General features: G+C 60.0%; 11 protein-coding genes. 5 read left to right on the plus strand and 6 right to left on the minus strand.

What is annotated here, in order from left to right; genetic code table 11:
- Nucleotides 1–24: 24 nt before the first annotated feature.
- Both AC13EY_RS13125 and AC13EY_RS13130 read right to left on the minus strand, forming a co-directional pair.
- Nucleotides 25–858 (minus strand): mechanosensitive ion channel family protein, encoded by an 834-nt coding sequence (locus AC13EY_RS13125; protein ID WP_464382878.1) that lies wholly within the window; start codon nt 856–858, stop codon nt 25–27.
- Between the two features lie 39 nt (nt 859–897).
- Nucleotides 898–1,383, minus strand: a complete 486-nt coding sequence (locus AC13EY_RS13130; protein WP_088275636.1) for a YajQ family cyclic di-GMP-binding protein — start codon at nt 1,381–1,383, stop codon at nt 898–900.
- Nucleotides 1,384–1,491: 108 nt separating this feature from the next.
- Here AC13EY_RS13130 and AC13EY_RS13135 point away from each other — a divergent pair, with 108 nt between their 5' ends.
- From AC13EY_RS13135 to AC13EY_RS13145, 3 genes are read left to right on the plus strand one after another with little or no spacing between them, the layout of a single operon-like run.
- Nucleotides 1,492–2,448, plus strand: coding sequence for a GGDEF domain-containing response regulator (locus AC13EY_RS13135; protein ID WP_482877320.1), 957 nt, complete (start codon nt 1,492–1,494; stop codon nt 2,446–2,448).
- A 9-nt stretch (nt 2,449–2,457) separates the two neighbouring features.
- Nucleotides 2,458–3,363 (plus strand): 2-dehydropantoate 2-reductase, encoded by a 906-nt coding sequence (locus tag AC13EY_RS13140; protein WP_482877321.1) that lies wholly within the window; start codon nt 2,458–2,460, stop codon nt 3,361–3,363.
- A gap of 52 nt (nt 3,364–3,415) precedes the next feature.
- Nucleotides 3,416–3,982, plus strand: coding sequence for a cob(I)yrinic acid a,c-diamide adenosyltransferase (locus tag AC13EY_RS13145; protein WP_228245910.1), 567 nt, complete (start codon nt 3,416–3,418; stop codon nt 3,980–3,982).
- Nucleotides 3,983–4,033: 51 nt separating this feature from the next.
- Here AC13EY_RS13145 and AC13EY_RS13150 read toward each other — a convergent pair whose 3' ends face one another.
- The 4 genes from AC13EY_RS13150 to AC13EY_RS13165 form a co-directional block, all read right to left on the minus strand.
- Nucleotides 4,034–6,052 (minus strand): methyl-accepting chemotaxis protein, encoded by a 2,019-nt coding sequence (locus AC13EY_RS13150; RefSeq protein ID WP_482877323.1) that lies wholly within the window; start codon nt 6,050–6,052, stop codon nt 4,034–4,036.
- A 173-nt stretch (nt 6,053–6,225) separates the two neighbouring features.
- Nucleotides 6,226–7,056 (minus strand): regulatory signaling modulator protein AmpE, encoded by an 831-nt coding sequence (gene ampE, locus AC13EY_RS13155; RefSeq protein WP_482877325.1) that lies wholly within the window; start codon nt 7,054–7,056, stop codon nt 6,226–6,228.
- Nucleotides 7,056–7,625: a 1,6-anhydro-N-acetylmuramyl-L-alanine amidase AmpD gene (ampD, locus tag AC13EY_RS13160; protein WP_482877327.1), complete on the minus strand. Its 570-nt coding sequence runs from the start codon at nt 7,623–7,625 to the stop codon at nt 7,056–7,058. The genes ampE and ampD overlap by 1 nt, the downstream gene beginning before the upstream one ends.
- A 60-nt stretch (nt 7,626–7,685) precedes the next feature.
- Nucleotides 7,686–9,935, minus strand: coding sequence for a DUF1631 domain-containing protein (locus AC13EY_RS13165; RefSeq protein ID WP_464382873.1), 2,250 nt, complete (start codon nt 9,933–9,935; stop codon nt 7,686–7,688).
- Nucleotides 9,936–10,261: 326 nt separating this feature from the next.
- Between AC13EY_RS13165 and AC13EY_RS13170 the strand changes: the two genes are divergently transcribed.
- Entirely contained in the window at nt 10,262–11,626 is a 1,365-nt protein-coding gene (locus AC13EY_RS13170; RefSeq protein WP_088275645.1) for an alanine/glycine:cation symporter family protein, read from the plus strand.
- 91 nt (nt 11,627–11,717) lie between these two features.
- Entirely contained in the window at nt 11,718–12,578 is an 861-nt protein-coding gene (nadC, locus tag AC13EY_RS13175; protein ID WP_482877329.1) for a carboxylating nicotinate-nucleotide diphosphorylase, read from the plus strand.
- Nucleotides 12,579–12,586 lie beyond the last annotated feature (8 nt).

Raw genomic sequence — 12,586 nt, forward strand, 5'->3', positions numbered from 1 at the left:
GAACTCACATAAACCTGCAGCGGTTCAGGTTGACTGCTGAACCAGATGCACCGTGCGCTGCGGGAACGGAATGCTGATACCGGCCGCATCAAACTCCAGCTTGGCCTTTTCCTGCAGCTCGAAAAACACGCCCCAGTAGTCGTCGGTCTTGGTCCACATGCGCAGTGACAGGTTGACCGAGTTGTCGCCGAGCGACACCAGCCAGACCACCGGCTCCGGATCCTTCAGCACACGGCTGTCACCCTGGGCCAGGCCCATCAGGATGTCCTTGGCCAACTTGAGGTCATCGCTGTAATCAATACCGATATTCAGATCGACACGGCGGGTCGCCTGACGGGAATAGTTGATGATATTGCCGTTGGACAGGCTGCCATTGGGCACGATCACGGTCTTGTTGTCGGGCGTTTTCAGCACCGTATTGAAGATCTGGATGCTATCAACCGTGCCCGAGACGCCCTGCGCCTCAATGTATTCACCGGCACGGAACGGGCGCAGAAACAGAATAAGGGCACCGCCGGCGAAATTGGCCAGACTGCCCTGCAGGGCCAGACCTACCGCCAGACCGGCTGCACCCAGCACCGCGATAAACGACGTTGTCTCGATACCCACCATGCCGGCGACGCTGATCAGCAGCAGTACCTTGAGCGCGATAGAGGCCAGCGAGCCGATGAACCCGTGCAGTGTTGGCTCGACGTTGCGCTTGCGCATGACCCCGTTCATCGCCTTCATCAGACGACCAATCAGCCACCAGCCAACCAGCAGCGTCAACAGCGCCAGCGCTAGCTTGCTGCCGTATTCGATCAACAGCGGTAACCAGGCCTCCTCAAGCCCTCGCAGCGTGTTCATGACCTCATCCATTCCTGCCTCCTTTTCTCGGCGATAAATTCACGACCTCGGTCAGTCGCGGAAGTTGTTGTACTGCAGCGGCATCTCCAGTTCAGCCCCGCGCAACAGCGCCATGACATCCTGCAAATCGTCACGTTTCTTGCCTGTTACCCGTACCTGATCGCCCTGAATCGCGGCCTGCACCTTGAGCTTGGAATCCTTGATCAGGGCAACAATTTTTTTGGCAAGTTCCTTGTCGATACCCTCTTTGAAGGTGACATCCTGCTTGACCAGCTTGCCGGACGCAAATGGCTCACCCGCATCCAGACAGCGAATATCGATCTTGCGCTTGGTCAGACTGAGCTCGAGAATGCCGATCACCTGCTCCAGCTGGAACTCGGAATCGGCACTCAGGGCGATCGTCTTCTGCTTGTCGTTGAAATCGATCTCGCACTTGCCGCGAAGATCGTAACGCCGCTCCAGCTCTTTCTTGGCGTTATCGACCGCATTGGTTACTTCATGCTTGTCCAGTTCGGACACGACATCAAAAGATGGCATTGTGCTACCTCACAGAAAAACCCAAAATTATGATGTTCATTACAAAACGACGGTATAACCTCATGGCATTATACCCAGACCGGCCCACGTCCAGCAGGGAGCACCTACATGCCGAATCCGCAACTCAGCATTCTGGTAGTCGATGACACCAAGTTCAGCAGTGCTGTCATCGGTCACACACTGAGTCAGGCCGGCTACTCCAATATTCGCTTTGCCAGCTCCGCGATGGATGCCCTGCGCATGCACGAGGAACAGCCAGCCAGCGTGATGGTCGCCGACTGGCTGATGCCGGAAATGGACGGCCTTGAGCTGACCACCCGCATTCGTCAGACAGACGAGCAATCCGATCACTACACCTATGTGGTACTGCTGACAGCACGCGAGGGCGATAATGTGCTGGGGGAGGCCTTCGATCGCGGTGTCGATGACTTCATCAGCAAATCATCCATGAACGAACAGCTGCTGCCACGCATCTACGCTGCCGATCGCACATCGCAGCTGATCAACCGCCTGCTGGACGAGAACCGACTGCTGGCTACCAACAACGCCCAGCTCGAGGAACACAACCTGGTAGACCGGCTGACCGCGATCGGCAACCGTCGCTACCTGATCCAGCGCCTGGCCGACGTATTGCGCAACGTGGATTCGCGCGGTGGTGCCTGCTGCCTGGTTCTGCTCGGTGTCCAGAACCTGCCAACCCTTACCGAGCGCTTCGGCCCTGCCGTACAACAGGAAGTGCTGCGTGGAACCGCGCGCCGCCTGCAGCAACTGGTGCGGCCTACGGACGTCGTTGCACGGGTTGATGAAAACGCCTTCGCCATTGTCACCATTGCCGATGAGGCCGCAGACCTCAAGCCGGCCAGTTTCCGCCGTCTGCACGACGGCCTGAATCTGAAGGCGTTCAAAACCAGCGAGGGTTACCTGTCGATCCGTGCCGGGATGGTGCTATGTACGCTCACCAACCGTCAGGCGCTGCCGGACGCCGAGGCGATGCTTGAGCAGGTGGAAAGCCATCTGGGCGAAGCCTACGAAACCAATCTGATCACCGAAGCCAAACTCGGCTGACGTACTCGGATGCTGCATATTCTCGGCGCCGGAAGCCTGGGGTTGCTGTGGGCGGCCCGCCTGCAGCAGGCAGGTATCGACTACCGCCTGATTGTGCGGAACGAAAGCCAGCTAAGACAGTGGAACAGCAACGGTAACCGGCTGGTGTTTGATGATGGCGCTGCAAAACATACCCTTTCGCTTGCCATCGAGACGCCCGACACCCCGGCACCGATCGAGAATCTGATTGTGGCAACCAAGGCGCATGCCGCTTTGGCTGCAGTCGAATCGCTGCGCCCGCGCCTGCAGCAGGGTGCCGCGCTTTTTCTGCAGCAAAACGGCCTGGGCTCCCAACAGGCAATCGCCGATGCCTTTACGGACTGCCGAATTTACTGTGTCAGCGTCACAGATGGCGCCTGGCGACCAAGTGAGCATGAGTTGATCTGGGCCGGTCGCGGCCATAACATCGTCGGCCCGCTTCGCCCTGGAACAGCTCCCCCTGACTGGCTGAACGACCTCCCATCCAGCATCTCGACCACCTGGCAGCATGACATTCTACCGGTGCTGTGGCGCAAGCTGGCGGTGAACTGCGCCATCAATCCCTTTACCCTGATTTACGACTGCCGCAATGGCGAAGTGCCCGAGCGCGCAGGCGAGTGGCTTGGGCAATGCATCGCCGAATTGCAGCAGGTGCTTGCCTCTCACGGCGTCGACGCCAACCTCGCCGAGCAGGTGCATGCGGTCATTCTGGCCACGGCCAACAACAGCTCGTCCACACGCCAGGACCTGCACGCACGTCGACGCACGGAGCTGAGTTACTTCCTCGGTTATGCATGCCGCGCCGCGCAGAGTGCCGGGCTGTCGACGCCCGCCCTCGACCGGTTGCTGCTGAGCGCTCAGGACGCCCTGCGCCGGCATCAACTGCCGGCTGACTGAAACGCCGTCTGCCGCTAGACTAGGCGCCAGCTTTCAAAGGAGACAGCACCTCATGGGCTACCGCCTGAGCAAACTCTATACCCGCACTGGTGATGCCGGCGATACCGGACTTGCCAACGGTCAACGTATCCGCAAGGATCACCCACGCGTTGAGGCAATGGGTGACGTAGACGAGCTGAACAGCCAGCTTGGACTGCTGCTCTGCCAGATGGACAGCGACCGCCTCGCGCCACTGAAACAGGCCCTGAGCCCGATCCAGCATCGTCTGTTTGACCTCGGCGGGGAGCTGGCCATCCCCGGACATGACCTGATCGAAGCCGCCGACGTAACCGCGCTGGAGCAATTGATCGATCAATTCAATGCTGAGCTGGAGCCACTGAAAAACTTCATTTTGCCGGGTGGCTCGGTGCTGGTTGCCCAGGCTCACCTGACACGCAGCGTTTGCCGGCGTGCCGAGCGTCACTATCTGACACTGGCCATGGAAGAAGAGGTCAACAACCAGTCGGCGATCTACCTCAATCGTCTGTCCGATCTGCTGTTTGTGGCTGCACGAACCATCGCGCTGCTTGAAGGAATCGCAGAGGTGCTTTGGGCTGCCAAACCCAAGCCGGAGGCTTGATCGGCGGCGCCGGACGATTGAGCAGGCGCACTGCTCAATCGCCCAGACTCATCACACCTTGAAGGCGCTGATAATGCTCTGCAGCGACTGCACCAGGTGACCGAGGCGGCCACTGGCTTCCTCGGCTCGCTGTGCACCCTGCGCTGTCCGCTCACCCGCCTGATTGATCTGCACGATGTTCTGGTCAATATCATGGCTGACCACTGTCTGCTGCTCGGCGGCGGCGGCGATCTGCTGGCTTTGATCGACGATCTGGGTCACCGCCTTGAGGATGCTGTCAAGCCCCTGCTGCACCTGCAGCGAAGATTCCACAGTGGCAGCCGTCATGCCATGACTGCTGCCCATGGCCTTGACCGCGGCTGCGACCCCTTCCTGCAATCGGGCGATCATCTGCTCGATCTCTTCGGTGGACTGCTGGGTCCGGCGGGCCAGGGTCCGCACCTCATCAGCTACGACAGCAAAACCGCGACCCTGCTCACCGGCCCTGGCCGCCTCGATAGCCGCGTTCAGCGCCAGCAGGTTGGTCTGTTCGGCGACGCCCTTGATCACGTCAAGCACCCGGCTGATCGAGGAACTGTCGTCCGCCAGCTGGTTGATTACCCGCACCGAGTTTTCAATTTCCCCTGCCAGCTTTTCAATGCCGTCGACCGAGGATTCGACCATGCGCCGACCATTGAGGGTTTCCGTATTGACCTGCTCGGCATTGTTGACCGCCAGAGCGGCACTGCGCGCCACCTCCTGCGAAGTCGCCGCCATTTCATTCATGGCCGTGGCGACCTGCTCGATCTGGCTACGCTGCGATGCTACCGCCTGACTGCTTTCGCTGGCGATGTGCTCAACCTGACTGGATTGTTCCTGCACCTGACCGGAGGTATCGCTGACCTGTCGGATAAGCTCGCGCACGCGCTGCACGGTGTTGTTGAAGTCGGCAGCCAGGGCACCGAGCTCATCCTTGCTGTCGACCTCGACCTGCACTGTCATGTCGCCGCCGGCCACCTGCCCCATCTGCTGCGACAGGCGCTTGAGGGTTCGGCGGGTAGCGAAATAGAACCCGGCGTACAGGTAGATGATCAGCAACCCAACCAGCGATAGAGACACCACCAGCAACCACATTGTCTGCTGATTGCTGGCCAGGCGGCCGTCAAGCTGAGTGTCCAGATAATCGAAGATAGCCTCGTCAAGCAGGTAAGTGGACTCGATCTCGCGGGTAATACGGTCAAAGAAGGCATCCCAGGTACTGTCGAGCGAGGCAGCAATGATGACATCCTCTTCAAAGATCACACCGGCACTCTCGATGCTCTTGAGACTCTGCTCTGCAGCAGTCTGCAAGGCGGCGTTGCCGGTCCCGGCAACCGCCTGCTCCAGAACCTGCGAATAATCGGCGCCGAGCTTTTGCAGCCCGGTGACCAGATCATCCATTTCCCGGCTGGCGTCCGAGTCCAGAAAGCCCAGTCCCATCGAATAAGTCCCAGTCGCGCGGCCATGGCCCAACAAAGAGGTCACCTCAACGGTGGAACCGATAAGCAACTCCGTCAACTGACGGACATTGCGGTCAAAATCCTGCGGCAGGCCCGCGTAAGCGGCTGTCATGATCAGCAGGGTTGCCGTTTCATCCTTGGCACGCACCGACATCGGACCGCGCGAGATGATCGACTCGGCGGCAATCTCGTTATAGCTCTGTACCAGTTTGTCGCGCATGGCAATCAGGTCGGCGGCCGCCGGATCATCGGCCTCCAGCGGCAAACTGTTCAGTTGCTCGATCAGCCGCGCACGAGTCTGGGTCAGGCGCTCCTCAATACTGTCTGCCTGACCGCCCTGACCCAGGCGCGTGTTGACCGCATCCAGGTCACGCACCAGTTCGGCGCTGCGCAGCGCATCAGAGGTCGCACGCACCAATGCAAGACTGTCCAGCGCGTGCGACGTCACCTCGACACGCTCGTAGGCCTGCTGCACCAGCATGCTGCTGACGATACCCAAGGGAACAAAAAACAGGACACTGATCAGGCAAAACTTCATGCCGTAGGTCAGCCGGTTCATTAACGCGATGGCAGGGGAAAGCAGACTGTTCACCCGAGGTCTCTCCTAATAATAAGCTGCCCGGCGGCGAGGGCTCTGCGCAGGCTGAACCTGCGCTGTTCTTGTATAACAACCACCACAACGAGGCGCTGTCGCCCCAACACTGACTGTCTCACAGAAAGGCTATCGGCTCCAGCCAGCGCAACTTTAAGTCAAAGCCGGCGAATCTAGCCGAGTACGGCAAGCAGAGCCAGCGCCACTGCCCAAACGACCAGTGCGCGAACCAGCAGGGTTCGGGTATCGGCCAGCACCCCCTCAGCCCCAGCCCCGGCAAGCGATCCGGAGCTGCCGTTGAGGGCGGCCTCTGCCGCCCGATGAACCAGCACGTCCGATGGCAGCTCCCAGTGCAGCATGACATCGGCCAGCTCGGCACGCACATGATCAAAATGTCCGACCAGCGCAAAGCTGGCAGCAAGCAGGCGTGCGGGAATCCATTCCAGCGCATGGGCCAGCGCCGATGCGGGCGACGCGGCGGAGCTATTCTCCTGATCGGCCAGCAACCGCAGCAGCCGATAGCCCAGAGCGCCGGCAGGACCCAGCAGGGCGAACCAGAAAACCGTCACCATGTAGCCATGCAATACCTCACGCACCAGAGCCGATCTGACCTCGCTCAGCACGGAGTCCTGACCCTCGGCGACCACCCCAAGATCGCGCTCGGCCACTAGCGCGGCGGCAGCCCTGTCGCCCCTGTCCCAGGCCTGCTCGAAGCCGGTCGCCATCGCGCCCAACGGATCGCGCCTGCCAACACAGGCGAGCAGCACCAGGGCAAACAGCAACAGGCCGATCAAGCCAAGTCCGTTACGTTGCAACCACCATTGAAGCAATACCAGAATCAGTAAAGGCAGCAGCACCAGCAGCAGACCAGCAAGCGGCTGCCGCACGGGATAACGACGCACCACGCGGATGACCCAGGCTTTCGGCAGGTCCAGCGGCAAGCCGGTGCGCAGCGGGGTAAACCACATCAGTGCAACGACCAGCAACAAGGCAAGAAAATGCATCAATGCTCTCCCTGAACACGATGAGAACAAACCAGCGCCTGCAGATAGCGGCGCCAGTCAAAGGCAGGACCAGGATCCGTCTTGCGCCCCGGAGCAATAAACTCATGCCCGGTTATACGGTGATTGGTAATTGCCGGATAGGCCGTCTGCAACACCCCGGTCAAGCTTACCAGAGCATCGTACTGGGCGTCCGCGTAGGGAATTTCGTCAGTCCCTTCCAGCTCGATACCAATGGCGAAGTCGTTGCAGTTTTCCCGACCGCCGTAGCACGATGCACCCGCATGCCAGGCTCGCCGGTCACAGGAGACAAACTGGGTAACGGTACCGTCACGCTCGATCAGAAAGTGCGCAGACACGCGCAAATCCGCTATCTCGGCAAAGTAGGGATGAAGGGAAGGATCAAGCTGCCCGGTAAAAAAGGGCTGGACGAAGCCGCCGCCGAAACAGGCCGGCGGCAAACTGATGTTGTGAATCACCAGCAGCGAAACGTCACACCCGGCGGGTCGCTCGTTGCAGTGCTCGGAAGGGCAACGAACTGCGCCCTCCAGCCAACCCTCGCTGATCCGCATACAGGCTCCCCGACAGCAAAAGCCTCATGCTAGCAGGTGCCGACGCCAGCCGCATCCACCTCAGGTGCGCGCCTGAAGCTGACGCAGGTTGCCGATGACCGATTCCAGCGCACGATCAAACAACTGATTTTCGTCCAGCAGACTGACCTGCCCACGATCAAAGCACTGCGCCAGCTCATGGCCCGACAGTTCAGCAACCTTGACGCCGTTGCGGTTTACGAAGATGTATTTACCACTGAAGCTGATAATGGCGGCCAGTTTACAACGCTGGGGCGCCTTGCCTTCCGCTACGACCAGCTGCAGCCAGCAACCGGTGCCCAGACCCTCTACCCACCGCTGCGCACCTACGCTGGGCAGGTCATCGATGGTTTCAGGCGGAGCCTCGACCGGCTCCTGTTCCAGTACCGGCTGCTCCACCCGCACTGCCTCAACCGGCGGTTCCGAAACGACCTCAGATTCCGCGGATTCGACAGGCAGATCAGGCTCAACCGGGGAGCCTGCCGCCCTGACGGCCGCCAGCACAGCCCGCTGCGGAGCAACAATGGCCAGCACATGACGCTCGGTGGATGCAGCGTCCAGCCCCAGCAACTCAAGACCACCACGGATAGCCGCCTCAATCTGACGATTCTGCGCCAGTCGCTGCGGTACGCCCGCGCTATCAACCGGCTGCACACTGTGCACCACTGCCTTTGCCGTACCCAGCGCGTGCTTCCAGGCCCTGGACTCACCCCCTTCACGCAGGAAGATCATCTGCATGACCTGGCTCCAGGTATCGCGCAGCAAATCAACTACCGTCACCGGCAAGGTGCGGCCCAGCAACATCTTGTTGATTTCCTTTGCCACTTCGGCGCGCGCTGCCTTGATACGGGCGCGACCTTCCTCAGCATCGCGGGTACGCTGCTCGACCCGCTCGGCGCGGCGCTGCTCGGCACGCAGGAAATCGGTCAGGCGTTGATACAGGGTGTCGAACAGATCCGCACTCGGCTCGATTTCTACCAGCAACTGCTCAACAATCTCCTCCAGCAAAGCGTGCAACTGATCGCGCCGGAGATCATCGTGATCGTTCCAGCCCATGGTCGCACGGGACAGTTCGTTCAACAGACGACGAGCCGGGTGCGATGCCCGACTGAAGAAGCTCTTGTCGCTGATGGCCACCCGGAGTACCGGCAACTGCATGCGCGCGATCAATGCCTTCACCGCCGCCGGCAATTCACGGTCTTCGAGAATAAAATCAAACAACATGGACACCAGGCTGATGACATCGTCATCAACTCGCGCCACAGTCTTGGTACCGCCACTCTGCACCCGCTGCTGATGCAACAACTGCTGGACGTGACGGCGCAGACCATTCTGCCCAGCGTCGCCGGCAAAGCTCTCTGCGGTTACCTCGGACAGCACGCGCAGCAACTCACTGGTCCCCATCGGAATGCCACCCGATGAGTTGAGACCTGCCAGCGCCACATCGCCACTGGCAACCCGCCATTTGCCAATGAGCTCACTGAACATGCCGAGGATTTCCTGCTGCTCACTGCTGTCGCCTGAACGCCCGCCCTGCTGCCCGACGCCACGCCCCGAACCAGCACCGGCCCCTGGCACCGGCCTGCGCACGGAAACAGCCGAGGTCACGCGCAAGTCAGGCATAACCCCCGCGCTGACAAAAGCGTCATTCAAACTTTCATACAGCCCGTCAATGCCGTTGAACACATAGCGTTCAAAGAGCTTGAAAACGATCAGACGCACCTTGATGTCGAGACTGAGCGCCCTCAGGGACTCCGCAAAGTACTCGGCGATTGCGCCTGGAGCAAAGGGGTTGTCACTCTGCTCCACCGTCTTTTTCGCAAGGCTGTTGACCCGCATGAGCAAATGGCCAAGTGCCGCCTGATTGCGACTGATAACCCGATTGACCATCCCGTCGATCGCAACGGACTCTTCCAGCTCATCGGGTTGCACCAGACTCAGGGTATCCAGCTCGAATGAGACGGCCGGCACGCTCGAGTCGTACTGTGCATTGATTTGCTCTGTGGCCAGAATCAGCGAATCACAGGTTTTCTTGACGATATTGTGGCGCTGCAGGCGAAGAGTGCGCATGGCTTCGAAAAATAGCGCCTGGTCGGCATTATTGGCGGCTTTGTCAGCCATTTCGAAAAGGTTGTCATCCGCCTTGTCGAACATCTCGACCATCGCAGACTGCAGATACCCGGTCGCCAGATCCCGCACGCTGATCAAAGGCGCAGGCAGCACCGAGCCTCCGGCAGCAGCGCGCGCTGCCAGATTGGGCTTGATTGAAACTACTTTGGGGTCCTGGGACATTTCTACTCTCCAGACAAGTTGCACTTGTCATAGGGTGCTGCACGCCAGCGGAGAAACTCCTGCACGCTCAAAGCCATCCATATGCCGATAAATTGGCGTCAAGGTTTTATCAGCTTCAAGTATACCGGCTTGCGACGACAAAACCGCTACCCTTAACCGGATTCTTGATCAACATCACAGTTCCTTGCCACAGCATAGTCGAGACATATTCTGTAACCATGCCGGCGATCTCTGGTATAAGCTGGTTCGGTCAACATCTGCCTGACAGCAATAGTAACGATGTACCGCTAGATGCATCGAAAACACAACATCAGGAGCTGTATTCTATGGAAGCAATTATTGCCCTTATCGGGGACATCAACGGGATCGTATGGGGCCCGGCGATGCTCGCCCTGCTGGCCGGTACCGGCCTGTATCTTACACTTGGTCTCAAACTCACTCCCCAGCGCAAGCTGTTCTACGGCTTCGGCATGCTCTGGCGCGGCCGCAAGAGTAGCGAAGAAGGCGACATCAGTCCCTTCAACGCACTCATGACCGCCCTGTCCGCTACCGTGGGCACCGGTAATATCGCCGGCGTTGCCACAGCTGTATTCTTAGGCGGCCCGGGCGCGCTGTTCTGGATGTGGGTCATCGCGCTGGTCGGCATGGCAACCAAGTTCTGCGAAGCCGTGCTCGCCGTGCGCTACCGCGAAAAGGACGCGCTGGGCAACCACGTCGGCGGCCCGATGTACTACATCAAGAACGGCCTTGGCGAGAAATGGAAGTGGCTTGGCGTGCTGTTCGCCATCTTCGGCATGCTGGCCGGTTTCGGCATCGGCAACACCATCCAGTCCAACTCGGTTGCCGACGCCCTGAACAGCTCGTTCAACATCCCGCCGCTGGCCACCGGCATCATCATTGCCGTTCTGGTTGCCCTGGTACTGCTTGGCGGCATCAAGCGCATCGGTGAAGTAGCCGGCAAGCTGGTCCCGATCATGGCAATCTTCTATGTTGGTGGCGGCCTGATCATCCTGATCATGCATGCCGACAAGCTGCCGGAAGCCTTCGGCCAGATCTTCTACTATGCCTTCAACCCAAGCGCCGCAGCCGGCGGTTTCGCCGGTGCAACTGTCTGGATGGCCATGCGCTTCGGTATCGCCCGCGGCGTCTTCTCCAACGAGGCGGGCCTGGGCAGCGCGCCGATTGCACACGCCGCCGCGCAAACCAACAACCCGATCCGTCAGGGCACCGTGGCGATGCTCGGCACCTTTATCGACACCATCATCATCTGTTCCATCACCGGCCTGGTGATCATGGTGACCGGCGCCTGGCAGAGTGGCGAGAACGGCGCACCGCTGTCGGCACTGGCCTTCAGTCAGGGCCTGCCGGGTGGCTGGGGTCAGTACATTGTCAGTATCGGTCTGGCGGTATTCGCGTTCACCACCATCATTGGCTGGAGCTTCTATTCCGAGAAGTGTACCCAGTTCCTGTTCGGTGAACGCTCCAACCTGCCGTTCCGCCTGCTGTGGATCATCGCCATTCCGCTGGGCACCCTGCCCGGTATCGACCTGAACAGCCTGTGGCTGGTGGCCGACACCCTGAATGCGATGATGGCGATCCCCAACCTGATCGCTCTGCTGCTACTGAGCCCTGTAGTCTTCAAACTGACCAAGGACTACTTTGCAGATCCGGCCAACTACATGAACAAGTAAGTCGGCCCGCACAATGCCCGCCTCCCCGGCGGGCATTTTTTTTTGCCAATCGGTATACTCCCGGCACTTGCGATCAGACGCCGGAGTCTCTATGCCCAATCTCACACTCGACAGCCTGCAGAGCACCATCGTTGATGACGTCCGCCGCGCTCTGGCAGAGGACGTGGGCGACGGCGACATCACCGCCAGTCTGATTCCGGCGGAACGTCAGGCCGATGGCCGCATCATCACCCGCGAAGCCGCCGTCTTCTGTGGCCGTGCATGGGCGGATGAAGTTGCCCGCCAGGTCGATCCGCGCATCATCATTGAATGGCTGGTCAATGATGGCGACACCCTGCTCGCCGATCAGACGATCTGCCGCTTCAACGGTCCGGCCCGGGGCCTGCTGACCGCCGAGCGCTCGATGCTCAATTTCATCCAGTTGCTCTCGGCCACCGCCACCCGCAGCCGCCACTTTGCCGATCTGGTTGCCGGTACCAGCGTGAAACTGCTCGATACCCGCAAGACCATTCCCGGCCTGCGCCTGGCGCAAAAGTACGCGGTAACCTGCGGCGGTTGCCACAACCACCGTATTGGCCTGTACGACGCCTTCCTGATCAAGGAGAACCACATCGCCGCCTGTGGCGGTATTGCCCAGGCCATCAGCCGGGCGCACGAGATTGCGCCGGGCAAGCCGGTTGAGGTTGAAGTGGAGAGCCTCGAAGAGCTGAAGCAGGCACTGGAAGCCGGCGCTGACATCATCATGCTGGATGAACTCAGCGACGAGGACATGCGCACCGCCGTTGCCCTGAACGCCGGTCGCGCCAGGCTGGAGGCTTCCGGCGGGATTACCGAAACAACCCTGCGCAGCGTTGCTGAAACCGCCGTGGATTACATCTCGATCGGCAGCATGACCAAGGACATCAAGGCAGTCGATCTGTCGATGCGCCTGCGCTTTCAGGCGGCAGACTGACCAACCAG

The organism is Halopseudomonas sp. L-58, from assembly GCF_056859475.1.

What these genes read in the sequence shown, in the direction of transcription:
- AC13EY_RS13125 (WP_464382878.1), bottom strand. Translation starts at nt 858, where the DNA reads ATGGATGAGGTCATGAACACGCTGCGAGGGCTTGAGGAGGCCTGGTTA.
- AC13EY_RS13130 (WP_088275636.1), bottom strand. Translation starts at nt 1,383, where the DNA reads ATGCCATCTTTTGATGTCGTGTCCGAACTGGACAAGCATGAAGTAACC.
- AC13EY_RS13135 (WP_482877320.1), top strand. Translation starts at nt 1,492, where the DNA reads ATGCCGAATCCGCAACTCAGCATTCTGGTAGTCGATGACACCAAGTTC.
- AC13EY_RS13140 (WP_482877321.1), top strand. Translation starts at nt 2,458, where the DNA reads ATGCTGCATATTCTCGGCGCCGGAAGCCTGGGGTTGCTGTGGGCGGCC.
- AC13EY_RS13145 (WP_228245910.1), top strand. Translation starts at nt 3,416, where the DNA reads ATGGGCTACCGCCTGAGCAAACTCTATACCCGCACTGGTGATGCCGGC.
- ampE (WP_482877325.1), bottom strand. Translation starts at nt 7,056, where the DNA reads ATGCATTTTCTTGCCTTGTTGCTGGTCGTTGCACTGATGTGGTTTACC.
- ampD (WP_482877327.1), bottom strand. Translation starts at nt 7,625, where the DNA reads ATGCGGATCAGCGAGGGTTGGCTGGAGGGCGCAGTTCGTTGCCCTTCC.
- AC13EY_RS13165 (WP_464382873.1), bottom strand. Translation starts at nt 9,935, where the DNA reads ATGTCCCAGGACCCCAAAGTAGTTTCAATCAAGCCCAATCTGGCAGCG.
- AC13EY_RS13170 (WP_088275645.1), top strand. Translation starts at nt 10,262, where the DNA reads ATGGAAGCAATTATTGCCCTTATCGGGGACATCAACGGGATCGTATGG.
- nadC (WP_482877329.1), top strand. Translation starts at nt 11,718, where the DNA reads ATGCCCAATCTCACACTCGACAGCCTGCAGAGCACCATCGTTGATGAC.